The sequence below is a fragment of the Adhaeribacter arboris genome, from assembly GCF_003023845.1.
In the GTDB taxonomy this organism is placed as follows: Bacteria; Bacteroidota; Bacteroidia; order Cytophagales; family Hymenobacteraceae; genus Adhaeribacter; species Adhaeribacter arboris.
This window is the reverse complement of sequence record NZ_PYFT01000001.1, coordinates 6,287,057-6,313,991: the sequence shown is the minus strand read 5'-3', so window position 1 is coordinate 6,313,991 and position 26,935 is coordinate 6,287,057. Positions and strand designations below refer to the sequence as shown.

21 protein-coding genes are annotated in these 26,935 nt (G+C 42.5%); 10 read left to right on the top strand and 11 right to left on the bottom strand.

The window, feature by feature from the left end; all coding sequences use genetic code 11:
- Positions 1-11: 11 nt before the first annotated feature.
- From AHMF7605_RS25530 to AHMF7605_RS25505, 6 genes are all read left to right on the top strand, one after another.
- Positions 12-497, top strand: a complete 486-nt coding sequence (locus AHMF7605_RS25530; RefSeq protein WP_199200368.1) for a NuoI/complex I 23 kDa subunit family protein — start codon at positions 12-14, stop codon at positions 495-497.
- 99 nt (positions 498-596) lie between these two features.
- Complete coding sequence (locus AHMF7605_RS25525; protein ID WP_106932785.1) at positions 597-1,109, top strand: NADH-quinone oxidoreductase subunit J family protein; 513 nt, start codon at positions 597-599, stop codon at positions 1,107-1,109.
- A gap of 222 nt (positions 1,110-1,331) precedes the next feature.
- Positions 1,332-1,661, top strand: a complete 330-nt coding sequence (gene nuoK / locus AHMF7605_RS25520) for an NADH-quinone oxidoreductase subunit NuoK (protein WP_106932784.1) — start codon at positions 1,332-1,334, stop codon at positions 1,659-1,661.
- 83 nt (positions 1,662-1,744) lie between these two features.
- Positions 1,745-3,697, top strand: a complete 1,953-nt coding sequence (gene nuoL, locus AHMF7605_RS25515; RefSeq protein WP_106932783.1) for an NADH-quinone oxidoreductase subunit L — start codon at positions 1,745-1,747, stop codon at positions 3,695-3,697.
- A 10-nt stretch (positions 3,698-3,707) separates the two neighbouring features.
- Positions 3,708-5,156: a complex I subunit 4 family protein gene (locus tag AHMF7605_RS25510; RefSeq protein WP_106932782.1), complete on the top strand. Its 1,449-nt coding sequence runs from the start codon at positions 3,708-3,710 to the stop codon at positions 5,154-5,156.
- Between the two features lie 117 nt (positions 5,157-5,273).
- The gene (locus AHMF7605_RS25505) at positions 5,274-6,653 is read left to right on the top strand and encodes an NADH-quinone oxidoreductase subunit N (RefSeq protein ID WP_106933620.1); all 1,380 of its coding nucleotides are present in this window, start codon (positions 5,274-5,276) and stop codon (positions 6,651-6,653) included.
- Between the two features lie 73 nt (positions 6,654-6,726).
- Here AHMF7605_RS25505 and moaA read toward each other — a convergent pair whose 3' ends face one another.
- Entirely contained in the window at positions 6,727-7,734 is a 1,008-nt protein-coding gene (moaA, locus tag AHMF7605_RS25500) for a GTP 3',8-cyclase MoaA (RefSeq protein ID WP_106932781.1), read from the bottom strand.
- Between the two features lie 107 nt (positions 7,735-7,841).
- Between moaA and moaD the strand changes: the two genes are divergently transcribed.
- Both moaD and AHMF7605_RS25490 read left to right on the top strand, forming a co-directional pair.
- A complete protein-coding gene (moaD, locus tag AHMF7605_RS25495) occupies positions 7,842-8,084 on the top strand; it encodes a molybdopterin converting factor subunit 1 (protein ID WP_106932780.1) in 243 nt (80 codons plus the stop codon).
- Positions 8,085-8,247: 163 nt separating this feature from the next.
- On the top strand, positions 8,248-8,658 hold the full coding sequence (locus tag AHMF7605_RS25490) for a molybdenum cofactor biosynthesis protein MoaE (protein ID WP_106932779.1): 411 nt from the start codon (positions 8,248-8,250) through the stop codon (positions 8,656-8,658).
- 277 nt (positions 8,659-8,935) lie between these two features.
- On the opposite strand, the gene AHMF7605_RS30650 is transcribed toward AHMF7605_RS25490, so the two are convergent.
- The gene (locus AHMF7605_RS30650) at positions 8,936-10,114 is read right to left on the bottom strand and encodes an NTP transferase domain-containing protein (RefSeq protein WP_233219251.1); all 1,179 of its coding nucleotides are present in this window, start codon (positions 10,112-10,114) and stop codon (positions 8,936-8,938) included.
- Positions 10,095-10,580: a cyclic pyranopterin monophosphate synthase MoaC gene (gene moaC, locus AHMF7605_RS25480; protein ID WP_106932778.1), complete on the bottom strand. Its 486-nt coding sequence runs from the start codon at positions 10,578-10,580 to the stop codon at positions 10,095-10,097. Before moaC ends, AHMF7605_RS30650 begins: the two co-directional genes overlap by 20 nt.
- A gap of 190 nt (positions 10,581-10,770) precedes the next feature.
- Here moaC and AHMF7605_RS25475 point away from each other — a divergent pair, with 190 nt between their 5' ends.
- Positions 10,771-11,094 carry a DUF7009 family protein gene (locus AHMF7605_RS25475; RefSeq protein ID WP_106932777.1) on the top strand — a complete coding sequence of 108 codons (324 nt, stop codon included), beginning with the start codon at positions 10,771-10,773 and terminating at the stop codon, positions 11,092-11,094.
- A gap of 54 nt (positions 11,095-11,148) precedes the next feature.
- On the opposite strand, the gene AHMF7605_RS25470 is transcribed toward AHMF7605_RS25475, so the two are convergent.
- Both AHMF7605_RS25470 and AHMF7605_RS25465 read right to left on the bottom strand, forming a co-directional pair.
- Positions 11,149-12,087 (bottom strand): Nif3-like dinuclear metal center hexameric protein, encoded by a 939-nt coding sequence (locus AHMF7605_RS25470; RefSeq protein ID WP_106932776.1) that lies wholly within the window; start codon positions 12,085-12,087, stop codon positions 11,149-11,151.
- A gap of 186 nt (positions 12,088-12,273) precedes the next feature.
- Positions 12,274-13,491, bottom strand: a complete 1,218-nt coding sequence (locus AHMF7605_RS25465) for a molybdopterin molybdotransferase MoeA (protein WP_106932775.1) — start codon at positions 13,489-13,491, stop codon at positions 12,274-12,276.
- A gap of 219 nt (positions 13,492-13,710) precedes the next feature.
- Between AHMF7605_RS25465 and AHMF7605_RS25460 the strand changes: the two genes are divergently transcribed.
- Complete coding sequence (locus AHMF7605_RS25460; RefSeq protein ID WP_106932774.1) at positions 13,711-14,583, top strand: MBL fold metallo-hydrolase; 873 nt, start codon at positions 13,711-13,713, stop codon at positions 14,581-14,583.
- Positions 14,584-14,709: 126 nt separating this feature from the next.
- Here the strand turns inward: AHMF7605_RS25460 and AHMF7605_RS25455 are convergent, their stop codons facing one another.
- The 6 genes from AHMF7605_RS25455 to nirB all read right to left on the bottom strand — a co-directional run bounded on the left by AHMF7605_RS25455 (position 14,710) and on the right by nirB (position 26,390).
- A complete protein-coding gene (locus AHMF7605_RS25455; protein ID WP_106932773.1) occupies positions 14,710-16,167 on the bottom strand; it encodes a rubredoxin domain-containing protein in 1,458 nt (485 codons plus the stop codon).
- 271 nt (positions 16,168-16,438) lie between these two features.
- Positions 16,439-19,966, bottom strand: coding sequence for a nitrate reductase (locus AHMF7605_RS25450; protein ID WP_106932772.1), 3,528 nt, complete (start codon positions 19,964-19,966; stop codon positions 16,439-16,441).
- A 352-nt stretch (positions 19,967-20,318) separates the two neighbouring features.
- Complete coding sequence (locus tag AHMF7605_RS25445) at positions 20,319-21,692, bottom strand: NarK family nitrate/nitrite MFS transporter (RefSeq protein WP_199200307.1); 1,374 nt, start codon at positions 21,690-21,692, stop codon at positions 20,319-20,321.
- A 39-nt stretch (positions 21,693-21,731) separates the two neighbouring features.
- The gene (locus tag AHMF7605_RS25440; RefSeq protein ID WP_106932771.1) at positions 21,732-23,189 is read right to left on the bottom strand and encodes an alginate export family protein; all 1,458 of its coding nucleotides are present in this window, start codon (positions 23,187-23,189) and stop codon (positions 21,732-21,734) included.
- A gap of 218 nt (positions 23,190-23,407) precedes the next feature.
- Entirely contained in the window at positions 23,408-23,779 is a 372-nt protein-coding gene (gene nirD / locus AHMF7605_RS25435; protein ID WP_106932770.1) for a nitrite reductase small subunit NirD, read from the bottom strand.
- Positions 23,780-23,879: 100 nt separating this feature from the next.
- Entirely contained in the window at positions 23,880-26,390 is a 2,511-nt protein-coding gene (nirB, locus tag AHMF7605_RS25430; protein WP_106932769.1) for a nitrite reductase large subunit NirB, read from the bottom strand.
- Between the last annotated feature and the right edge of the window lie 545 nt (positions 26,391-26,935).

The window sequence follows — 26,935 nt, the reverse complement described above, 5'->3', positions numbered from 1 at the left end:
AGAAAAAACCAATGACAATGGCCGAAAAAATGTATTTACCGGCTGTTTTCCAAGGGCTTTCTATTACCATGCGCCATTTTTTTAAGAAAAAAGCAACTATTCAATACCCGGAACAGCAACGACCAATTGGTAAAGAGTTTCGGGGTTTGCACGTATTACGTCGTGACGAACAAAATCGGGAGCGCTGTACCGCCTGTGGTTTATGCGCTGTAGCCTGTCCGGCCGAAGCCATTACCATGGTTGCCGGCGAGCGTAAGAAAGGAGAAGAAAATTTGTACCGTGAAGAAAAATACGCTGTAACGTACGAGATTAACATGTTACGTTGCATTTTCTGCGGATTATGCGAAGAAGCTTGTCCGAAAGAGGCTGTATTCTTACAAAATAATAAAATGGCTCCGCCCCGTTACGAACGTGATGAGTTTATTTACGGTAAAGACCGTTTGCTGGAGCCACTAGATGCAGGCAACTCGAAAGAAAACATTAAATATCGTTATTAATAGACCACAGACGATAGTCCATAGTCCACAGTTTCCTAAATTTTTATTGTCGATAGTCTGCGCACCATGGATTATCGCCTACAAACTACAAACTAAATTATGACCGGTAGCCTATTTTATTTTCTAACTTTTCTAACCCTGATTGCTGCACTAGGAGTAGTATTTTCAAGAAACCCGGTATATAGTGTATTGTTCCTGATACTTACCTTTTTTTCGTTATCAGGACATTATATTTTATTGAATGCTCAATTTTTAGCGGCAGTTAATGTAATTGTTTATGCCGGGGCTATTATGGTTTTGTTTCTGTTCGTAATTATGTTTTTAAACTTAAACAAAGAAACAGAGCAGCATAAATCCGCTTTAGTGAAAGTGGCGGGGGTTATTTCAGGTGGTATGCTGCTAATAGTTATGGTAGCTGCTTTAAAAGATGCTCCCGTCGAAGGCTATAATGCGGCTACCTTTAATTCGCAAATTGGTTTAGTAGAAAACCTAGGCAAGGTATTATTCAAAAACTACTTATTGCCCTTTGAGCTAGCATCGGTACTGTTCTTAGCTGCCATGGTAGGCGCCGTAATGTTAGGAAAAAAAGAAACCGGCGAGCGGCATTTTTAGATTAAAATAATAAGAAAAGAAAAGGGATGGTATACATGATACTATCCCTTTTCTTTTTTAAGCTATTTTTCGAAGTTATTGGTAAAGCTATATATTCATGATTTAACCAAATGCTTTTACAAAAGAAGATGGGAGATAAATTATGGTTTTATCAAAAATGAAGTAACTTTGCGGCTTCGTGGAGAAAATAAAACCTATAGCTAACGCTTCTATCATTTGCCCATGGATCAAATACCTGAGGTAATCCGTACCATACCTTTAAATTATTACCTGTTTTTTAGTACTACTCTTTTTGTTATTGGTGTAACGGGGGTTTTAACCCGCCGAAATGCCATTATCATATTTATGTGCATTGAACTCATGCTAAATGCAGTAAACTTATTGCTTACTGCCTTTTCAGCATATCGTTCCGATGCCAACGCTCAAATTTTTGTATTTTTTATAATGGCCGTAGCAGCCGCCGAAGTGTGCGTTGGTTTGGCAATTATTGTTATGATTTACCGAAATATTCGGTCAACAGATATTAATATCTTAAATAATTTAAAATGGTAGCTCCTTATATATAGAGTTCTTCCAAGAAACTTAATTTCATAAGTAAATTACCCAAGATAGATTCCCATAAACCTAAATTGTAGATGCAAGAAGTCGCAATGCCTGCAAATAATCCAGCAATGGCGTTAATCTGTTTATTAATCCCTTTGCTGCCATTTATCGGATTTCTTATTAACGGCTTAGGCAACCGTAAATTACCTGTTGGATTGGCTGGATTTATTGGTTCAGCAACCGTTTTTATCTCCTTTCTTTTGTCGCTTTACCTATTTTTTACTTTTAACGGCCAACCCTATCTTACTGATATTTTTAACTGGGTTTCAGTCGGTAATCTGCAGATTCCCATTTCCTTCCAAATCGACCAGCTATCTCTTATTATGTTGCTGCTGGTTACGGGTGTAGGTTTTGTCATTCATGTATATTCCATTGGCTATATGCATCATGATGAGAATTTCGGAAAGTTTTTCGCCTTTCTAAATTTGTTCATTTTCTCCATGTTGCTGCTCGTAATGGGCTCCAATTACGTTTTAATGTTTTTCGGCTGGGAAGGTGTTGGTTTGTGTTCTTATTTATTAATCGGTTTTTGGAATAAAAACCAGAATTATAATAATGCCGCGAAGAAAGCTTTTATCATGAACCGCATTGGTGACTTAGGTTTTCTATTAGGCATTTTCTTAATTTTTAACACTTTTGAAAGTGTAGCTTATGCGGAAGTATTTAGTAAAGCTACCCAAATACCGAACCTGCTCAATGCTCCCGTAATGGTTACCATAACTTTATTACTTTTTATAGGAGCTATGGGTAAAAGTGCCCAATTACCGCTTTACACTTGGTTACCCGATGCGATGGCGGGACCAACTCCGGTTTCGGCTCTCATTCACGCGGCCACCATGGTTACAGCCGGTATTTACATGGTATTGCGTTCTAACGTGTTGTATAGTTTAGCACCCGATACGCTGCATGTAATTGCCATAATTGGATTAATCACTGCTGTATTTGCCGCTACTATTGGTTTGGCTCAGAACGATGTTAAAAAAGTTCTTGCTTATTCTACTGTCAGCCAATTAGGTTACATGTTTTTAGCCTTAGGAGTAACTGCCTACTCTTCTTCTATGTTCCACGTACTTACCCACGCCTTCTTCAAAGCTTTATTGTTCTTAGGTGCAGGTTCAGTGATTCATGCAATGAGCGGCGAACAGGATATCCGAATGATGGGTGGTTTGCGCAAAAAATTACCCATAACTTTTATAACCTTTTTTGTTGGTACCTTAGCTATCTCAGGGATTCCGCCTTTTGCCGGTTTCTTCTCGAAAGATGAATTGCTGGCGCACGTTTGGGAACATAGTAAAATTATGTGGGCATTCGGGGTATTTGCCTCATTTATGACAGCATTTTACATGTTCCGGCTACTGTACTTAACGTTTTTTGGTACTTTCCGGGGCACAGAAGAGCAACGTCATCATTTACACGAGTCGCCATCCAGCATGACATTGCCATTAATCATTCTGGCAATTCTTTCTACTATTGGTGGTTTTATGGGCATGCCGGCGGTATTTGGCGCTCGCCATTATTTAGCTGATTTCTTATCGCCGGTATTTAACAATGCTCGAATTGCTAACCCAACGATGTTTGAGGCAGCGGAGTTATCTCATTCAACAGAATACATGCTGATGGCCATCTCAGTAGGAGTAGCTGTATTGGCTATTATAGTTGCTTACATAACTTACGTGAAGAACCGTACCGTACCTGCCGAAGAAAGTGCTCGTCTCTCTCCTTTGCATAACCTGATTTACCATAAATATTACATCGATGAAATTTACAATGCTCTAATAGTACGACCCGTAATGTGGCTCTCGACAAATGTGTACCGGTTTATTGAGCAAAGTATTATTGACCCGGTGATAAATGGTTTTGGGAAAGGGGTAATAGGTGGTGGCCGCTCCTTGCGATTACTACAAACCGGAGATATTGGGTTTTATATTTTTGCAATGGTTCTCAGCATTGTTCTTATAATAATATTAAATTTTAGATTCTGGTAGCAAGAAAAAGATGGTAACAGCTTTATTACTTTTCTGGCCCGCGGCGGCGGCCTTGTTGGTTTTGTTTTTAAAAGGTAACACGGCCAAAAAATTCGCTTTCGGTGCTGCCATTCTGGAGTTTTTATTGGCACTTTATGCCATGGTGCAGTTTGAACCTTCGGTGGCTCCCCAATTTACTTTAGTTAAAGACTGGATTCCATCGGTGGGGATTACGTTTAGCATCGGCATGGATGGTATCAGTTTGCTCATGGTTTTTCTGACTACCTTTTTGGTGCCACTCATTATCCTAGCCTCATTCCCACATTCATATAAGAACCCAACGGCTTTTTACGCACTAATTTTACTCATGCAGACTGGGTTGATTGGGGTGTTTGTTTCATTTGATGCCTTCTTATTTTACTTTTTCTGGGAAGTAGCTTTAATTCCGATTTACTTTATTGCGGCTGTTTGGGGTGGCGAGCGACGGATTGCCATAACGTTTAAGTTTTTCTTGTACACCATTATTGGCTCGCTGTTTATGTTGGTTGGTTTTATTTACCTGTACTTTCAAACTCCAGGTAATCACACCTCCGACATCAATGCTTTTTACCAATTAAACCTGGATGCGAGCAGCCAGAGTTGGATATTCTGGTTCTTGTTTCTTGCTTTTGCTATTAAAATGCCGGTATTCCCTTTTCATACCTGGCAACCCGATACGTATACTGAATCTCCTGCACCCGCTACTATGCTGCTTTCCGGTATTATGCTTAAGATGGGGATTTATGGAGTTATTCGTTGGTTACTGCCGGTGGTGCCTCTAGGCGTAAGTCAATGGGATGTACTGGTACTCGTACTGTCGGTTATCGGCATTATTTACGGTTCTATTATTGCCATTCGCCAACGCGATTTAAAACGTCTATTAGCCTATTCTTCTATTGCGCACGTTGGTTTAATTGCAGCGGGTATTTTTACCTTAAATGAGCAAGGCTTACAAGGCGGCATGATTCAAATGCTGAGCCATGGTATAAACGTTACGGGTTTATTCTTCATTATTGATATTATTTACCGCCGTACGCATACCCGCGATATAGAAGGTTTAGGAGGTATTACCCAAAGCACGCCGGCTTTATCTATTTACTTCATGATTTTGTTGCTCGGAACAGTGGCCTTACCTTTAACCAACGGGTTTGTGGGCGAGTTTTTATTGTTGATGGGAGTTTACAATTACAATGCCTGGTTAGGTGCTATTGCCGGTTTAACTATTATTTTGGGAGCCGTTTATATGCTACGTATGTTTCAGCGGGTGATGTTTGGCGAGCAAAATCCGGCAACGGCTAATTTCAAGGATTTAACCAGAACGGAGAAGGCCGTATTAATCCCGTTGGTGGTAATGGTTTTCTGGATTGGTTTACACCCTAACACGTTCCTAAGTATTTCCGAACCGTCCATTAATCAGTTATTAAATATTATAAATAGATAGTTATACAATTACCAGGTACCATTTACCATTTGTCAATTATTGAGAAATCACAAAAATAATGATTGGTAAATGGAAGTTGATAAATGGTAAATGCTAAATGCTAATAGCAACTACAATATGGTATCCATTATTTTACTTACTTCTTTCGGCATTTTAAACCTCTTTCTGGGTTTTCTGAAATCTAATCGGATTCTCTTGCCATTGGCGTTATTGTTCCTGATAATTGTACTTGGCGCAAATCTTGCGGATTGGAACCAAACCGAAAGTTATTTTAACAATATGCTTACCGTAGATAATTTTGCGGTAGCTTTTACCAGCGTGGTAGTATTAACCAGCCTCCTTATTTTACCTTTTTCTACTCGTTATATCCGGTTAAATGATGATAATCTAGCAGAATATTTTGCCTTAATATTGTTCTCGTTGGTTGGGGCTGTAATGATGGTTGCCTATGAAAACATGCTGATGCTATTTATCGGAATAGAAATTTTATCCATAAGCATGTATGTGCTGGCAGGAAGTGAAAAACGAAGCTTACGCTCCAACGAAGCTGCTTTAAAATATTTTTTAATGGGTTCGTTTACTACCGGAATTTTACTTTTTGGTATAGCTTTAATTTACGGCGCAACCGGTACCTTTTATATTACTGAAATTAGCGCAGCTGCTAATACCGGAACTACTGATATGTCGCCCATGCTAGGATTGGGGTTGTTATTGGTTTTAATTGGCATTTCGTTTAAGGTGTCTGCCGCTCCTTTTCACTTCTGGACCCCAGATGTATACGAAGGTACGCCAGCCATATTTACCGGTTTTATGTCGACGGTAGTAAAAGTGGCGGGATTTGCGGCCTTTTACAAATTACTTTCTGTTTCTTTTGCTGGCGCTTATTCATTCTGGTTCCCTACCTTGGTAGCCATGACGGTTATTACCTTAGTGATAGGTAATATTGCCGCCGCTGCGCAAGATTCTTTTAAGCGGATGATGGCTTATTCAAGTATTTCCCATGCGGGCTATCTGATGTTGGCTCTGCTAGCTTTAAACAGCCGTTCGGAAAATGCCATTTTCTTTTATTCTCTGGCTTACTCAGTAGCAACTGTAGCCGCCTTCGGAATTTTAAAGATTGTTTCCGACCAGCGAGAAGGCGATGAAAGTTATGCTGCTTTTAACGGCTTAAGTCGGACCAATCCGCTTTTAGCTTTTGCTATGACGGTTTCCATGCTTTCCTTAGCAGGTATTCCGTTAACGGGAGGCTTCTTTGGTAAGTTCTTTATTTTTGGCAGCGTTCTGGAAAAAGATTTATTGTGGCTGGTGGTAGTAGGTATCTTAATGTCGATGGTTGGTATTTATTATTATTTTCGGGTAGTAATTGCCATGTATATGCGCGAACCTAGCGGCGAACGTTTAGAAGTAGATGCTTTTACTACTTTTACCTTGATTTTTATCGCGGTTCTAACAATTGTATTAGGCATCTTTCCAGGTTTATTCAGCGATATATTGTAAGATACTCCTTAAAAAAGGAAAAGCGGCTTTGTTACCAGAGCCGCTTTTTTTATGTTCAAGCTAGAAAAAGGAGTTATCCTCCAATCATAGACATAGATTCAAATACAGGTAATAAAATTGGTCGTTGCGCTTCAACTTCGTATCCATCCTTAGCCCGATTATTAAAGGCTTTCAGTAACTCATCTGTAAGTACAGTCTCAGAAGCACCACTCCGCAAAATATCTCTTACATTCAGCACATCATTGCCGTAAAGACAGGTTTTTAAACCGCCTTGAGCCGTTACTCGAATGCGATTACAGGTACCACAAAAAGTCCGGGAGAAGGCCGCAATTACTCCAATGTTTCCTTTGTAGCCCGGAACAGAATAATGATTAGCCGTAGAATGAGGCGCATCCGAAACTTTGTGTAAATCTGGAAAAGCAGCTTGCAATTCCTCTAAAATTTTACGGTAATTCCAGGTAACTTTAGGATAGTGCTGGCCTTCGCCATTAAAAGGCATTTCTTCAATAAACCTAACCGAAACCGGATGCTCTTTGGTAAGGGCTGCCAAGGGTACAATATCTTCAATATTTTGTCCTTCCATCACAACCGCATTAATTTTTACCGGAATCTGATTAGCTAGCAATGCATGATAGGTTTGCATCACTTTTTCAAATTCATCGCGACGGGTAATTTTATGGAATCGCTCCCGGTCTAAGGTATCCAGGCTCAGGTTAACCGAGTTAATGCCTAATTTTACTAAATCCGGAATATATTGCTCGGTAAGTACGCCGTTAGTAGTAATATGTATTTCCTCAATACCCGGAATAGCTTTTACCTGCCGCAGAAAATAAACTAAATCTTTCCGCAGAAATGGCTCACCCCCCGTAATGCGTACTTTGCTAATACCTAAACCCGCCAGCACCTGCAGCATGCGCTCCATTTCTTCGTAAGTGAGCAGTTGTTTTTTGGGGAGGTAATCAATTCCTTCGGCGGGCATGCAATAAAAGCAGCGCAAATTACACCGATCCGTAACCGCCAAACGAACATACGTGAGGGGTCGACCGTGGTTATCTACTATTTGCGTGCGTGATTTCGTCATAATCCTGTGCTTACTACCGAAAGTAAGAGAAAATTTCGAGATTGTAAATAGATAACCAATTCTATTATAAATTAGTTAACTTTAACAAGTATTTATTATTTAAATCTATGCAATTAAAAATTCGATTGTTTGGCATTACCAAAGATATTATTGGCCAGGCTTGGACGTCTGTAGATATTCCGGAATCGGCCAAGGTTGAGGACTTAATGCAGAATTTAAAAATTACCTATCCGGGATTAAATAAATTGCATTCGGTATTAGTAGCTGTAAACGATGAGTATGCAAAACCCGAAGTAATTTTAAAACCAAATGATGAAATTGCTTTGATTCCACCTGTAAGTGGAGGATAACGAAAGTAGGTAGCAAGTATCAGGTATTAAGATTAAGTAGTATAATTTCTTACTACTTAGTTCTCTTGCTACTATTTGCTTTAAATATTTACAACTTATTAATTTAAATTGATTATTCATCTTTCAGATTCCTGATACTTACTACCTGATACCCAATACTATTATGATTGCCTTAACCGACCAACAAATAAATACAGAGGAAATAATAGCTGCGGTACAAGCCGATGGTGCCGGGGCTATAAATGTGTTTATTGGTACTGTTAGAAATAATACCCAGAAAAAAACAGTTGTGCATTTAGAATTTGAAGCCTACGAGTCCATGGCTGTGAAAAAAATGCAGGAACTTGCCGATATGGCGTCAGCGCGCTGGCCAGTACAAAAAGTAGCTATCGTACACCGCACTGGGGTATTGCCCATAGGCGAAGCTGCCGTAGTAATTGCCGTTTCAACCCCTCACCGCAAAGCGTCTTTTGAAGCTTGCGAATTTATCATTGATACTCTAAAAGAAATCGTACCTATCTGGAAGAAAGAAATATTCGAGGACGGGGAAGTTTGGGTAGCAGCGCATCCATAATAAGTTACAAGTTGCAGGTTATTAGTTGCAAGTTGAATTAATTATTTCAGCCGTCCGGCAAATTGTAAACTTTACAAAATTATTCAACCTTGTTTTGGTTTAGTAATGGAAAGAACTCTTTGAAGTCTTTGTCTAATTCCATTACTATCGGTTAAATATTGATTTCGAAGATGTTCCAACGCGTAGATACGTTCTTCCGGTGTCTTCGACATCCAGAAGGCGTAATCATTTTTCTCCTCATTTAAGATATAAAATTATATCTTTTTCTTGGCCATCTCTATTTAGGCTGCAACTTTGTTATTGCTTCGTTATACGCTTGCTGGTCATTTACATTACGCAATTCTTCTGTATCCGGAATAGTTAACAGCTTAACATCGGAGTTAATTAAAGCTTTTCGTGGGCAGGAATAACCTAAACTTAGAAATTGTAACAATGCTGGAAAGCTACGCGGCTCCCAAATAGTAAGCAAAGGTTCCGGAAATTTACCATCTGAATCATAAAAGGCAGTAGCCATTTTAGTTGGGTCGCGGTGCTGTACTAAATAATCCAGGGTTTCTTTACTTAAAAAAGGCAAATCGCAGGCTACGGCCAACCAGGCTGCGTTAGGATTGTATTGCAAGGCCGTTAAAATTCCGCCTTGTGGTCCCAAATTCAAAAAACGGTCTTCGAGGTACGGTAGTCTTCCTTCTAAATCAACTGCCTGAGCGGCATTGCAGGATATAAACACTTCGGCACAAAATGACCTTAGCATATGGTAAACGTGCGTGCGCTGGTCTTGCTCGTGATAACGCAATAAGCCTTTGTCGCTTTGCATGCGGGTGCTTTTACCTCCAGCTAAAACCAATCCATTCAGGGGCGGAATAGATTTCAGGTAATAACTATAAATAGAACGGGTAATATTTTCCGGGTCCTCGATAGAATAAACAGGTATTTGAGCTGTATCCTTTAAATGCGCCTGGATAAAATCTGGTACCTTCATTACACCTTCCTGCAGTAATATTAATTGTACATTGGTTAATTTATCCAGCTTCTTCTCTAAAGGCTTTGCCGGGTCAATAACAATTACCTGGGCTTGTGCCAGAAAATGGTTGCCGTTTACCAAAATTAAATCTGCTGATTGAAAAAATGCTTTCTGCTGGTATTCATTCCAGTTAGTCCGGTAATCCAGGCGTTGAAAAGTAATTTTATCGGTATACTCCAGAAAACTGCCGTAGGCTAAGGCAGTATTTACATCCGGACCATTACTCGCTGCGGCATCCGCACTTTTATGGTCGGCATCTACATAAGCAATTTTTAATTTTGCCGATAAATTTTGGGTAATCGCAAAGGCTAGTTTTTTAATATTTCCGCAGGGGGTTCCCAAGATTGCCAGTTCGGTTCTTCCAAAACTCCCCAAGGTAGGCCGGCTTAAAGAAACATGCTTTTGATGCGCTGGTTTATTTTCTGGTGAAATCACTTTTACCTCCGGTTTTACTGATTAATCGGGTTTCTTTTATAACAATGTCGTGCGAAAAAGCTTTGCACATATCGTAAATAGTTAAGGCCGCTACACTTGCACCGGTCAAAGCTTCCATTTCGACCCCGGTTTTACCGGTTAAGCTGGCCGTGCATTGAATTACTACTTCGTTCGCTTCATTTACCTGAACCTGGAATTTACAGTTTTCCAGACCCAACGGGTGACATAAGGGAATCAGGTCTGAAGTTTTCTTGGCGCCCATGGTACCGGCAATAATAGCCGTTTGAAATACTGGTCCTTTTTTAGTCTGGATATCACCGTTACTTAAATGGCTCATAATTTCATCGCCCAAAACCACAATACTTTGGGCAATAGCGGTGCGTTTGGTTTGAGATTTCGCACTTACATCCACCATGGCCGGATTTCCGGCCTCATCCAGGTGCGAAAAAGTTTTCTCTGGTTCCATTATTTAGTTACAAGTTGCAGGTTGAAAAGTTAGAAAGTTTAAAAGTTATTTTGATTGTATGTTTTACGTAATACATTGTACGTTTGCGAAAGGAAGGCTAAATTATCCTCCTAAACAATTTAACAATAATTCTTTGGTTCATTGACTGTTAACTATGGTTTGTGGACTATGGACAATGAACTAATATACTATGAAACTCAGAATTCAGGGAAACAGTTTGCGCTTGCGCCTCTCAGAAGCGGAAGTTACTCAATTTGCGGAAACGGGCCAGGTTGAGGAAACTATTGTCTTCAGCCCCGACAAGACCAATGCTCTGCGTTATATCTTACAACAAACTTCGGACAAAGAAGTAAATATTCGTTTTACCGGAAACACGATTACGGTTTTTATTCCGGAACCAATGGCGCAGAAATGGGTAGATACCGATTTAATTGGATTTGACGACCTGATTGAATTAGGTAATGACCAACAGTTGAGAATAATAGTAGAAAAAGATTTAGACTGCCGGCATTAAAATTATGTTGTAATAACTTCAAGTACAAGCAGAGCTAATTATTTAACTTTATCCTTACATAAAAGAAAGCGGGTTCTTAGATACCACATGCGTTACCTTTAAGCCGGGCACCTTCGATTTAAGCCACGTAGCCATCCATTCTGCACCGGGTTCTTCGCTCACCGCGTGTCCCAATAATACCAGCGACAGTTTATCGCCTTTAGCGCGGGCATCGCGCACGTATTCTACCGTTTCCCATTCCTGAGCTTCCCCGCAAAGCACCACATCGGGCTTTTCTCTTTCTATTTCCGCGATATGTCTTCTGGCACCAGATGCCCCGGGTAAAAGCAATATTTTCCGGCAGGATTGCGCAGGTTCCCCCACGTAGCGCACTATCTGTATGTTTAACTTAGTTTTTACATGCGCAACGACATCTTTAAAAGAAGTATCAGGTAATACAAAACGGGCCGGGGATTCTGGTTGAACGTATTTTTGCCATCCTAAAGCCGCTACTAGTCCGGCCATTACGCCATCAGGCTTATGGGTATGCAGGTAATCATGGTTGCGCCAAACGGCAATATTATGTTGCTTTAACAAATTTGCTTTATATTGATACACATCGTCTTTTTCCAGCCAATCGGTTTCATCTAAATGGTTATAAAAAGTAGGCTCGTGCGCAATTATAAAATTAGCTTTTAAGTCAATCGCTTTCCGGATTACTTCTACCGTAGCGAACATGGTAGTTACTATGCCGGTAACTTTAGTATCGGCGTTACCCGATTTTAAAGTATCTACGGTTTTGTCGAAGGGGGCTTCCGGTATCTCCTTCAGAAATAAATCAATAATTTGTTTTACCGTATAAGATTGCTGAGGAAAATTGAATTCTTCAGCGCTTGAAATTAAAGGGCTGGTTAGTAACACGGAAGTTCCAACAGCCTTGGTTAAAGAGGAAATAAAGGCTCTTCTATCGGTTGGGCTCGTTAAAAAGTTAAAGTTATTTTTCTGGATGGTCATCTCTTTCAGAATAAATTAAAGCAAAAAACAACACTGCATTTTACTTATTAAATTCTGAATTTAGAGAATTACTCAAAACTTTATTACCCGTTTTTTCTTAAAAACTCCCTCTATTTTGGTGGTGAGAAGTAAGAATATTTTTATTCTTCCGGTTCCTATGTTTGATTTATATGAAGGCAGATTTTACTAAAAAAATCTTCTGAAACAAATAATAGGAAAAGATTCTCCGGCCGAAAATTTGGTTTGGTCCGGGGGAAGTTCTAAAAAGCCGTCGGCAGTCATTAAGGCAGCAAAGTCGCCGGAGCCACCAATTGAAACGGGTTGAGCCCGCCACAAGCCAGTTGACGTAACAAATACTTTTACCGGCAAAAAATATGTAAGCTTTGGGTTAAAAGTAACCTCAGTGGTTAAGCTGGCTTGCATAGTCCAGCTAGCGGAAGCTCCTAAAACCGTCCATAACCAAGGCTGAACATATTTATAATAACAAACAAACGTAGAAACCGGGTTACCTGGCAAAGCAAAAACTACTGGTCCGGCAGCATGCTTTCCGAACCAGAAAGGTTTACCAGGGCGTTGCGCTACTTCGTGAAAAAGTTGTTGCACTCCCAATTCACGGAGGACTTCCGGTATAAAATCGGCTTTACCTTTGCTTACTCCCCCACTCAATACCAGCACATTGTATTGGTTAATTAACTTTTGCAGCTCCTGTAAAAGCAAAGGCTTATCGTCAACCAAATGAAATAAATCAGCGGTAATACCCTGTTCTCGCATTGCCGCTTGCAACATATAACCATTCGATTTCCGGATTTGGTGCGGTAAAGGGGTTTGCGTAACATCTACCAACTCATCGCCAGTAGAGATAATAGCTACCCGAGGCACTTGCGTAACTTTTAAACTAGATTTACCAACAGTAGCCGCCACTGCTATCTCAGCGGGCGAAAGCACGGTACCTTCCGGAATTAATAAATCGTTCGCCCGTCGGTCAAAACCTTGCTGGTGTACATTCAGCAAGCGCATTTTGGGGGCCGCCAGAATATGTGCATACCGTTTACCGCGTCGTTCCGTTATACTTACATCTTCGTAACGGATAACAGTATCCGTATTCTGGGGTAAAATAGCCCCCGTCATTACTTCGAGGCAGCCATCCGCATTAGTTAGCTTTTGGGCAGGGGCTCCGGCTAGTTGCAAACCTTCTATCTGAAATGTGTCTTCACCAGCTTTGTACGTCTCATACCGAATGGCAATGCCATCCATAGTTACGCGATGGTACGGCGGAAAATCCCGGTCGGCATAAACCGGCTCCTGTAATACTTTCCCAACCGCTTCATCTAAAGCAATTTCGGTAACAGGCAAATCAATTTTATTGGCAATTATTCTGGCAAAAGCTTCGTCAACTGTTATCATAAACTTTCAAAAAGGCTCTAACTTAAACAAATTTCAGCGAATTGAGAAAGTTTAGAACCAGGAGCTTTACGTTTTAAAACGGCCAATCTAAAATAGTTACTGCTTGATTCAATCACTGGATACTAGACTATTTTTAAATATACCTTATACTGTTTATTTTAGAAAACGTAAATCCTCCTTTCCTGCTACCCTTAATAGCTTAATTTTACTCCTGAATTTATGAAAAAATATTTTACACTTAGTTTCGTATTACTGCTACTAATAGGCGGTTTTGTAACAAATGGCTTTGGGCAAACCGGAAAGCCTTCTAAAACTCCTGGGACTACCAATACTATTCTGGAGCAAATCAAAAAGCATACATCCGGAACAGCTATCTGGTGGACCGGGCACAATGGTTGGTTAATTCAATCAGGAGATTTATTGATTAGTACCGATTTAGCTTTGGAATATGGCGGCCGGAGCGCTCCTGCCCCGGTTTCTGCACTGGAAATTGCCCCGGAACTAGATATTTACTTGGTTACTCACGCGCACAGCGACCATTTTGACCCGAAAACAGCCAAAATATTTATAAAAAATTCGAAATGCATTTTTGTACTGCCGGAAAGTTGCTTGAAAACAGCTCAGGAATTAGGTATACCGCAGGCACGGATTAGGGTAGCGAAACCAAGAGAGCCTTTTGAACTATTGGGCGCCAAAATAGAGCCCATTCGGGCCATTCATGGCAACGCAAACTTCGCGGTGTATTTCGAAGCTAATTTACAAGATTGTGGTTATGTAATTACCGTTGGCGGCAAACGCTTTCTGCAACCCGGCGATTCCGTTTTACTGGAAGACCAACTTTTTCAGGAAAAGATAGATGTGCTCTTTTTCTCTCCTACCGAGCATAATACGTACATTGATAATTCCGTAATGCTGATAAACCGGCTTTCGCCAGACTATATATTACCCCAGCACCATAGTACTATGACTTATGATGAACGGGACCGCTTCTGGGCTAAGGGCTACCCAGCCGAAGTAAAAATAAGACTTTCTAAACCCTTGCAAGACCGCTATCATATTTTAGAGCAAGGCGGTTACCTGGAAATAAAGTAAGCCAGAGCTTCGCCAAATTAAAAATTAGAAATTATGAATTAGAAATGAGAACTACATACTTTTTCAATTTGCTTCTTTCATAAAACATCTCACAAAATTCTTTTTGGTTAATACTGACTCAATTTTTTAAAGAGGTGCTTTTTCTAAATGCAGCCTAACAAAGTCGTTTTTAGGAGCTTCGCACAACGAACAAACGTAGGTTTTAGGCAACTCTTCAAAAGTTACTCCAGCCGGAACACCGGCAGTTTCGTCGCCGAAAGTTTGGTCGTATACCGTTAGGCAATGCGAACATTGGTAAACCGGGTGTAACGTTTTTTGCTCTACAGCTGGCTTATTTATTTTTACTTCGGGTTCGTAATCTAATTGCTCGTAGTACAAACGGCTTAACTCCATGAGCAAAGGGGCTAAGTCCTCCTGCAATACATCTTTCGCGTAAGTCAGGTAATCGCGTTTGTTCGGGTTAAAATCGCGGCAGTACAGTACATTGTAAGTGGGCAGCAGTTCGTATTTATCGGAATACTTTGAAGCCGGATTTTTCTCGATGACGATAGAGGTAAATAAATTCATCGGAACAGTTTTTATCGCAAACGTTAATCCTTCCGTACAAATGTCGTTCTGGTCGAAGCTGCGCACGAGATAACGTTTCAACTGCAAAGCTTCTTCGTCGAGTACCGGTAAGTGCCAGTTTAATTCCAGCGACGAATGCCGCATGTTTATGCCAAATTTACCCAGCAGCTTTTCAAATTTTATTTTATCGCGTTCGGCAATTCCTTTAATAATAAACGATTTCCAGGGCGTTATGCTGATTTTACCAATATTAGTTTGCACGCATAAATCGCAGAGTGCCTGTAGGAAATTAATGGTATACTGGTTATTGCGCCAGTAAAGTCCCAGCCAGTATTTATCACCGGACATTTTATTCATGCCCTCATACGTCGGGAAAGGCACAGTAGGTAATTCCAATTCACTTTGCAGAGGCCGGTTGTTTGCCTTTATGCTGGCATTGGTTTGGTCATACAAACCGGTGATGGGTAAATTAGGTTGCTCCAGGTAAACAGCTTCCAGGGCTTTTACCGTACGCACCACATCAAATGTATAGATTAAGGCTGGCCAGCAAAGTAATTTATTGCCGTACTCGGGTAGGCTTAGATACAAATACCAATAATTTTCCTGCTTAGAAGCCACAAAATTTAAATTTCCGGTAAAAAGAGGCACTAGTGTTTGCCTAGGGTCGGCAATATTTACTTTTAATTGAGGCCGGTAACGGTCGAAATCATCCAGAATATACAAGTAGGTATCGGAGTGCAGCCAGCTGGTAGCGGGTAATATATCGGAAGCCACGTACGAACTAACTATATTTTCGTAGTGTTTGCCCCCAAAATCATAATCGGTGCGAATTGCCTGAAAAGTTGTGTCCAGAATAGTTTTACTGCGAATACTAACCGGAAACAGAATATCCTGCCGTGACCCAAAATGAATTACCTCGTTCCCCAGCTCACTGGCCGTAGTCAGAATCTGCTTTAAATCTCCCGGCGAAACTACTCCCCCACGGGCAAATACCCGGACTAAATCTCTCTTTTCCATGGTTTAGGTTTTAAGGTTGAAAAGTTAAAAAGTTGAAAGGTTAGATATTCAACAATTTTACTTTTAGCCAAATATCTATTTCAATTTGCTATCCAGTTCCCTATCGCGAGCGTCTTCGCTCGTGATGCTTATCGTCCGGCCTCTGGCCGGTAGCAACTTTATTTACTTTTAATTTAAGTTAATCGTTTTGCCCGGCCAGAGGCCTCCCGGATAGTAGACACGAGCGAGGACGCTCGCGCCAGCAATGAGCAAAGGCCCAATTAACAATCAACTACACCGAAATTGGCTCTGACGGTAGAGCCCGTTCCAAAATAGCTTTTACTTCTGGTTTGCAGGAGCCACAGCCCAAGCCCGCGCCGGACTGTTGACAAAGTTGCCGGAAATCGGTGCAGCCTCCTTGTACCATAGAGGTTAAATTTCCCTCACCCACGTTATTGCAAGAACAAACCAGTTTTCCTATTACCGGAGCAATCGGTTTACCGGACCGAAGCAACTCCATACGCTTCTCCGATAATTCAATTTTGTTTTCAATGAGCGTTTTAAACTCGGCAAATTCACTTTTATCGCCCATTAAAATTGCCCCAACCAGTTTATCCTGATGAATAATGCATTTTTTGTAATAGCGCTTGGCTTTATCCGTGAAGATTACTTCTTCGTAATCTGGGCTATTATCCGGCACCTCTACAAGTCCTAAAGAACACAAGTCCAAATCGGCCAGCTTTAAAATATTCATGAATATAGAGCCGGAATAATAACTACTGAAATCACCGGCCAGGAAACGGGCGGCAACATCTGCTTGCTGTTCGGCAGCTGCCGTAATACCATTGACTACCCCGTTAAATTCGGCTACTTCGCCCATGGCAAAAATATCTGGGTCGGTAGTAGTTTGTAAGTAATCGTTTACTAAAATTCCGCGGCCACAGGCAATCTGAGCTTCCAGAGCTAATTCTACGTTGGGGCGCGTTCCTACGGCGTAAACCACTGCGTTGCAAGGCAAAGATTTACCACTTTTTAAATTTACAACTAAGCCTGGTTCGTTTTTATTTGGGAAAATAGTTTGTACCTGGTCGTTAAAATAAACTTTAACATCCATCTCGTCGATGTGCTCGCGTAGCAAATCCCCGGAAATTAAATCGAGTTGCCGCTCCATAAGCCGCGAGCTCAGTTGCACAATGGATACCTGTATATCTATTTCGCGCAGGGAAGCCGCTAACTCTAAGCCCAATAAACCTCCTCCTACAATTACCACGTGGCCCTGGTGATTCAGGAAAGTTTTTAAACGGTCGGCATCACCGCGATTACGCATCGTAAAAATACCGGGTAATTCCATAGGTACATCTTTCGGAACAAAGGCCCGGCTGCCCGTAGCAATAACCAGCTTATCGTAAGTATGTACTTTGCCGTGCGTATCGGTAACGGTTTTGGCTACCCGGTTGATGGACCGGATACCCGTAGATTCGTGTAGATACACGTCTAACTTAGCCAGTTCACCATTTTTAAATTTTTCGAGTTGTTCCCAGTTTAAATGGCCATTCAAGTATTCGGGCAATAACACGCGGTTATAAAACGGATGCGCTTCCTGCGAGAACACATGAATATCATCGGCAATATTTTTCTCCCGGTAGGTATTTATAAAGCGGTAGGCGGCAGCTCCGGCTCCAATAATGACTACTTTCTCGAATGGTTTCTGGTATTTCTGTACTTGTACCGCCGAAAATTTAAAATCTGGCTCTTTCGATTTCGGGTCGACCAAGGTATTGGTTAAATTGTTGGTGCGGCCAAAATCGCGGTTTAATATTTTACCCCAGTGCATGGGCAGAAATATAACACCCGTTTTAATATCGGTAGTAACTACAGCATTTACCCGAACTTTGCCGCGCTGGCTTACAATTTCAACGGTATCTCCCTCATTAATATCCCGCAAAGCGGCATCAATCGGGTTAATTTCCAGGAAGGGTTTGCCTAAATGCTGTTTTAGTTTATTAACTTTTCCCGTCCGGGTCATGGTATGCCATTGGTCGCGTATCCGGCCAGTGGTTAAAATAAGCGGGAACTCCGGACTTATCGGCTCCGACTGGTTATACACCGAAGCTGGCGTTAAGATTTTAGCGCGTTTATTGGGGGTATAAAACTGATGGTCAGTGAACAAACGGGGCGTACCTTCGTGGCCTAAGGCCGGAACCGGCCATTGAATACTGCGTTTTTCTTGTAACGCTTCGTAATTTAAACCGCTTATATCAATATTGGTTCCTTTGGTCAGGCGGGCATGCTCTTCGTAAATTTCATCGGTTCGTTTGTAATCAAACCCCGAGAAATTCATTTTCTTGGCAAAGCGGCAAAGAATCTCTACATCGGGCAAAGCTTCACCGGGAGGAGATACTACTTTATTTAGGTAGCTAATACGACGCTCGGAGTTAGTCATGGTGCCGGATTTTTCGAGCCAACCGGCGGCTGGAAGCACTAAATCGGCGTATTGTAAGGTATCGGCTTTGTTCGAGATATCCTGAACCACCACAAAACGGGCTTTCTTCAGAGCTTCTTCAATTAAGCCTGCATCGGGTAAACTTACCAATGGATTGGTACAAATAATCCAGACTGCTTTTAATTTATCGTCGCGCAAAGCCTGAAACATTTCGGTGGCAGTGAGACCGGGTTGGGCGGGTACACTGGGCACTCCCCAATAATTAGCCACTTCCTGCCGGTGCACGGGGTTAGCTAAATCACGGTGCGCCGATAATAAATTAGCCATACCACCCACCTCTCGGCCACCCATGGCGTTTGGTTGACCCGTTAAGGATAAAGGCCCGGAACCTGGTTTCCCAATCTGCCCGGTTATAAGGGATAAGTTCAATAAAGCTAAATTTTTGTCTACTCCAATTACGCTCTGGTTCAAGCCCATCGCCCACATCGAAATAAACCCATTGGCATTGCCAATGTAAGTGGCAGCCAATTTAATTTCAGCTACGGGAACATCGCAGGTATAAGCCGCTTCTTCTAAACTAGTCTGAAAAATAAAATTTTTAAATTCTTCAAAGCCATCGGAATGGTTCAGGAGGAAAGTTTCATCAATTAAATTTTCTTCGATGAGGTAACGGGCAATGGCATGATACAGGACAATATCGGTACCCGGATTTATTTGCAAATGTAGGTCGGCCAAAGCGCAGGTTTGTGTCCGACGCGGGTCTACTACAATTACTTTTATTTCCGGATGTTGTTCTTTGTGCTGCTCTAAGCGACGGAAAAGTATAGGATGGCACCAGGCTGGATTGGCGCCAGCAATCAAAAAGCAATCGGCTAGTTCGATATCTTCGTAGCTGGCCGGAACGGCATCTTCGCCGAGCGCCATTTTATAACCTACCACCGCCGAACTCATGCACAACCGGGAATTGGTATCGAGGTTATTTGTTCCCAGATAGCCTTTTACCAGTTTGTTTACAATGTAATATTCTTCGGTGAGGCATTGCCCCGAAGCATAAAAACCTACCGAATCGGGTCCGTACTTGTCAATAATGGTTTTAAAAACGGCAGCGGCCCGGTCCAGAGCCGTATCCCAGCTTACCCGTTGGCGTGGTTGATTTTTGGCCCAACGCATTTCAGGATACAACAACCGATCAGAATGGTCCGAAACAACATAATGCAAATTCAATCCTTTGGAGCAAAGCATGCCTCTGTTTACTGGATGCTCCGCATCGCCTTCAACCCGAATTTTACCTTTCGCGTCTTGCTCCACCACAATGCCGCAGCCTACGCCGCAGTACGAACAGGTAGTTTTAAAACGATGGCTCTTATTCTTTTTCATTTGCTTCTTTTTATTTTTGCTCTTCCGGGTTTGCCATTCGGGAGTCTATCGGCTGGGGATTTGCAATCCCCGATGGCTGCGGTGCTATCTTATTTGACCAGTACCCTGTTTGCCTCATGGCCGGCGGGCCTCGTTTGGCTCTTTCGGGCGGTCTAAGCTTCCTTTCCTCGACTCCGTCTGCGGAATTCTGCTGCGCAGAACCGGAACCTTAGAAGGCCCTCAACAGCCAAACTGCTGTCAGTTTTCTTAGTAACTGCTTGTCTTGGAATTTCAAGAGTATGTTTTTAAAATTTGCTTATTCTCGAATCCGCGTAATCCGTGAAATCAGTGATTAAAAATTCGCGATTCTGATTTAGGCCATGGCTGGTACCTGGGTTTCTGTATTGCTTGAGACGGTGCCTAAAGATTCGTTCATTTCTTGCTGGGCTTCGGCTTCGTGGGCTTTGGTGAAACGTACCAGGAACGAGGCAAACGATACGGCCATTACCGTGCAACCAATGACAAATAAGGCATCGCTATAGGTTAGGGATTCGTCTTTCAGGAGAAAACCGGCTAATACGGCACCTACGTTTCCGCCGGCACCTACAATACCGGATACCGAACCAATGGCTTTTTTATTGATGAATGGCACTACCGAAAAGGTGGCTCCTTCCGACATTTTCACGAATAAGCTAAAGAACAACATGGCGGCAATGGCTATCGGCAAAACCGTCATTTGGGAGAAAAGAATTAAAGCTACACCTTCCATGAACAAGGCAAAGGCAAGAAATAAAACCCTGCCTTTTAAACCGTAGCGGATACCAGCTTTGTCGCCGAAATAGCCACCCAGAGTACGGGCAAAAATATTCATCATCCCGAACAGACCGGCAATTAAACCAGCGGTTTCCAAGTTCAGCTTAAATTTATCGAAATAGTAAATGGCGGCAATGTTATCGATGGTAATTTCGATACCGAAGCAGGCGCCGTAGATTAAAAACAACATCCATACCCGGATATCTTTACAGGCTTTCCAGAAAGCGCCTTTGCTCTCGGCGGCTTTCATGCGGTAAGCCGGATCGTTCTTTTTTAAATCGGCCATGTTGCCTTCGGGAGTATCCTGGGTAAATTTATAATAGGCAATTCCCATCAAGAATAACAATACCCCCGGCACTACCATCGCATAGCGCCACGCTGAAGCATCTACGTAACCTAAGCCTATAAACCCGGCAAATATTAAAGGCATTATTATTTGGGTAGCGCCGCCGCCCATGTTGCCCCAACCCGCCGTAGTAGCATTAGCGGTGCCAACTACGTTAGGTGCAAACATTAACGAGGTATGAAACTGGGTTACCACAAACGAAGCCCCAATTACGCCAATGGCTAACCGGAACAGCAAAAAAGATTCGTAGCTGTTGCTTAAACCAATAAACATTACCGGCAATGAACCCAGAATTAAAATAATGCTGTAGGTAATCCGGGGGCCGATTTTATCGCAGAGCCAGCCGATAAACAATCGGGCAAAAATGGTAATACCTACCGAGGAGATGATGATATTCCCAATTTGGGCTTTAGTTAAATGAAACTCTTCGCGGATTACCGGCATGAGAGGGGCCACGCCAAACCAGGCAACAAAGCAAAGAAAAAAGGCAAACCAAGTAATGTGAAACGTACGCATGTGCGGGCCGGCGAAACTAAAAATCTTGATTTTGGTGGCTTTACCGACTTTAGGGCTGGATAGTAGCGTCATGACTGATAGGTTATGGTTAGTAAATTATTTTTAATTTTTTTAGGATTTAGGTTGTGGGGTAGCTTTAGTAGCCAGAAATTCAGGTTTGATGTTGATCATGAGGTAAGCCCAGTTGGCCTGGCGCTGCTTGGGCAGGTAAGTGTTATTAGCGGCCGGAAACCCGGAAGTTTTGATGCGGTTGAGCGAATTAGTACCGAACATATGGGCATAACCCGCTTCAAAGGTGATGTATTTGCCGTAAGTAAAAGTAGAAATCACATCTACTTCGGTGCCCAGGTTAGATTGGTAGCGGGTTAAAGCATCCGCGTTATTTTCGCGGTAGGCAATCTGGTTGCCGGATAAAAATTGGTGCAGGTCTACGTTCGTGGAGAAATTGCCTTTGGTGTAGCGACTCTTTACATAAAAATCTTTCAAACCAGCCGGACCGTGGCCATCAGCGGCGTAAAAATAATCCATTAAACCGCCAAACTTATGCGGCGTACCGTACAGTGGGTCGAAACGATGATTTACTTTGGTAGCATGTTCCCCGTTGTTGCCGGAATAAAAATCAAAGCCGGGTCCCGCCGAAAAGGCGCCGAAAGAATAGCTGCTGTAAATGCTGGCAAAATAAGCATCTAAAGGATTACCTTCTTTGTTTTGGTGGCCTTGCTGATAAGCCGAAATATTCAGGGTTAATTTATTGGTGGGGCTAGGCAGTAAAGCCGCGTTAAAGCCCGTTGTTAACCGACTGTTCAGACCTTTTGTAAATACCCGGCTCGTTGGGGTTACCGTAGATTTTTGAAAATCGTCTTTAAAGAATAAGCCCGACACCTTAAATGCGCCGACTTTTTTGCTCAGGTAAACGTACTGAAACGATTTATACATTTGCCCGATGCCGTTGGTACCCGCTGGGTTAACCGTTCCGGTTACCGGAATCTGCCCAGTAGCTGTTCCCGTAGGCACATTGCCCGGCACGTATATTCTGCCTTCTTTGGTTTCGGTATTTTGGTTATAAGCCACTCCCACATCTAACTGCACGCCTTTGTGCATTAATTTTAAAATGGCCGCATCGTGCCGACGGGCTTGCTGCAACCAGTCGAGGTTACCTAATAAGCGTTGATCGTCGTAACTAATCTCCTGACGGCCAATTTTTAATCCTAAGTAATCTAAACCTTTAAAGGCTGCCGTTGAATCAGCGGCATTCGCGAGCGCAACTTCGGCCCACATTTCGTGCAGCATTAATTTATTGCCGTCGGCGTTGCTTATCGTGGAAGCGTCCTGACCCCAAATGCGCACATCCTGAATAGCGGTAAAAAATTTAATTTTCTCTAAGCTGTAGCCCACATTCAGGCGGGCACGTTGCGAAGTAAAAAATGCCGGGGAAGCGCCTTTGTTCGGTAAATTGCCAAATCCATCGCGTAACTCGGTGCGGGTACGCAATTGCCCCGATAACGTGAATTGCGCTTGCGCTTGGTAAGTAAATAAGATAAGAAAAGGGATAATGTATATTTTCTTCATAATTTTCGGCGGTTAGACTGGTGGATTAACTAATGTTGAAAATTCTATCGCGAGCGTCTTCGCTCGTGATGATTATCGTCCGGCCTCTGGCCGGTAGAAACTTGTTGCTGATTTTAAAAAATTGTATCGGTTCGCCCGGCCGGAGGCCTCCCACATGGTAGACACGAGCGTGGACGCTCGCGCCAGCAGTGATTTTTTAAATTTTTATATTTGGTACCTTAATCCCGCAAACCGATGTACACGTAGCCGTCTTCAATTTTAACCGGGTAAGTTTCAATGTGGTAGCACTCGCCGTTCAGGTTTTCACCGGTTAGCAACGAGAAGGTTTTTTTGTGAAACGGACAAGCCACTTTGGGTTCGCCGCACTGGTCGCCGATAAGGCCGCGCGCTAAAATCATTTGCTGTTTATGCGGACATAAGTTCTGAGAAGCATACCACTCGTTGCGCTTGGCAAAGTGATATACCGCAATTTGTTGGTCCTGGTATTTCACGCAGGCCCCACCGTTTTCCGGGAAGGCGCTTACTTCGGCGGCTTTAAACCAAAAAGAAACAGCAGCAAGGCGGTCGGCAGAAGGAGGCGTTTGTATCATGATCGTTAATTTTTTAATTTTTTAAAAAATCAGGCAAGCCGCTGGCCGGATAGCCCAAAATCTATCTTTTAATTTTCAGTAAAACATTGATTAATAAGCCTTAAACCACCGGTACTTTTTGGCCCCGTTCAGGTTTAAAGCGGATAGATGGATCGGGTTCGGGAGTGTTAATGAAGTGTTGGAAGCGCTGGCGCAACTCCGGATTATTTACTACTTCTTTCCATTCACAGGCATAAGTATCTACCATAAACTGCATCTCACGATCCAGGTCGGCGCAAATTCCTAAAGAATCTTCCACAATTACCTGACGCAGGTATTCCATTCCGCCTTCCATTTTGTTTAACCAGGTAGCGGTACGGTTTAAGGGTTCGGCCGTTTTAATGTAGAACATCAGGAACCGGTCGAGGTATTTAATGCAGGTTTCGGTGTCGAGGTCGGTGGCGAAAAGCTGGGCGTGCTGCGGTTTGGCCCCACCGTTGCCGCAGATGTACAAGTTCCAACCTTTTTCGGTAGCAATAATACCAAAGTCTTTCGATTGGGCTTCGGCACATTCGCGTACGCAACCCGAAACGCCGCCTTTTAGTTTGTGCGGCGAACGCAAACCCCGGTAACGTTCTTCTACCTGAATAGCAAATCCTACGGAGTCGTGTAAGCCGTAGCGGCACCAGGTAGACCCCACGCAGCTTTTCACGGTACGTAAGCTTTTGCCGTAAGCATGACCACTTTCAAAACCGGCATTTATTAATTCTTCCCAAATATCGGGCAACTGATCTACGCGGGCGCCAAACATATCAATGCGCTGGCCACCCGTAATTTTGGTGTATAAGCCATATTTAGCGGCTACTTGCCCAATTACGATTAATTTTTCCGGGGTAATTTCGCCACCGGCAATGCGAGGCACAACCGAATACGTGCCGCCTTTCTGGATATTGGCGAGATAGCGGTCGTTGGTATCCTGGATGGTGGCTTGTTTTAAAATAAGTTCGTTCCAGGTGCTAGCCATGATAGAAGCCACGGCTGGTTTGCACACCTCGCAACCATCGCCGCGACCGTGGCTGTGCAGCAATTCGTCGTAGCTGCGGATGTTGTTCACTTTTACAAGATCAAGTAACTCTTGCCGGGAATAATCAAAGTGCTCGCACAATACTTTTTTCACTTCTTTACCCATCTGCTTTAAGGTAGCATTGAGTAAATCATTCACCATCGGTACGCAGCCCCCGCAACCCGTTCCGGCTTTGGTGCATTTTTTTATGCCGGCCACATCGGTGCAGGTTCCGTCGGTTACCGACGAACAGATATCGCCTTTACTTACGTTTTCGCAGGAGCAAATTAAAGCTTCGTCGGGCAAACTCATTACACCGGCTCCGGCCGATTCGGAGGCACCACCCCGGGAACCCAGGATTAAATCTTCCGGGTCTTGGGGAAGGATAATTTTATTCTGTACCGTTTGCAGCAGCATGTTGTAGTTGCCGGCATCGCCTACCAAAATACCACCTACTAAGTATTTGCCGTCTTCCGAAATGTTAATGCGCTTGTAAATACCTTTGGCTTTGTCTTCGAAAACTATGGAGCGGCTCGTGGCCGGGCTGGCAAAAGCATCCCCAAAACTAGCTACATCTACGCCAATTAATTTCAGTTTGGTAGACATATCGAAACCTTTAAAGGTTTTCTCGCCGCCCAACAAGTTAGTTACAACCGTATCGGCCATATCATAACCAGGAGCTACCAAGCCGTAAATCATGCCACCGTGTAAAGCACTCTCGCCGATAGCGTAAATATTTGCATCCGACGTTTGTAAATTATCATTCACCATGATACCACCCCGTGGCCCCACGGCCAAACCAGCTTTAATCGCTAATTCATCGCGCGGCTTAATACCCGCCGACACAATAATCATATCTACATTCAACTCACTCCCATCCGCAAAAAGCATTTTTTCTACCCCCGGTTCTCCCAGAATGGCGGTAGTACTTTTATTTAAATAGATGCTGATGCCCAGGCTTTCGAGTTTTCGCTTCAACATTTCGGACCCGGCTTCGTCGAGTTGCCGCGGCATTAACCGGGAAGCAAACTCTATGACGTGCGTGGTTAAGCCCATATCCACCGCGGCTTTGGCCGCTTCCAGACCCAATAAACCACCCCCAATAACAGCGGCAGTTCTGGCTTTAGGCGCGTATTCCAGCATGGCATCTAAATCTTCGATGGTGCGGTACACGAAAACGCCTTCTTTTTCCACGCCGTTAATGGGTGGCACAAAAGCGCTGGAGCCAGTAGCTAATATTAACTTATCGTAGCTGATGGATTCTCCTTTATGGGTGGTAATAGTTTGGGTAGTAGCATCTACACTGGTAACTAATTCGCCTAAATGCAGATTGATGTTATTCTGCGCGTACCACTCTACCGGCGCCATGGTTAGCTCTTCGGCGGTTGTACCGGAAAAATACGCGCTTAGATGTACGCGGTCGTAAGCGGGACGAGGTTCTTCCCCGAAAACGGTAATTTGGAAAGTACCCGGCTGGGCTTTAGCAACTAGTTTTTCGCAAAACTTAAAACCCACCATGCCATTTCCGATTACTACTATATGTTGTGGTTGCGCTACTAAACGGCTCATACGTTTTCTGTTTTCGTTGCTAGTACTTTTTGACAATCTTTATCTCGGAGGCTTTTTCAAATCCTACTCTAATTTTCGAAGCTCCATTTTGAATATTACTACTTTTTTCGAATGCTAAGCTTAAATTTTAGGTCATTTTAATAAAACTATGGTGTTTTAAATTAAAGTACCTATTTTTTTAACATTAACTTGAGTAAAAGTACTTAATTTTTCATTAGTTGGTTATTTTCTGATGGGTATCCAGTAAAATTTAGTTTTTTAACAAAATAGGCTTTAATTTTTAGAGGGTAATTTTGGATTGTTTAATCAATTAATAATTTATTTAAATAAATAGCTTCTTTTTTAAATAAATACTAATCAATTTTGAGGTAATAAGAGGATGAAAGCATAAAATATTTAATAAGCAGGTTAAATTTTAAAGCTGAAACGCTATTTTGAAGAGAAAATTTATTAGAAGGAGATATAAAAGAGAGGTAATTCGATTTATTTGAGAGGAAATCAACTAGTTATTTAAAGCTTTCATTTGGCTTTCGGATTTTAGTAGA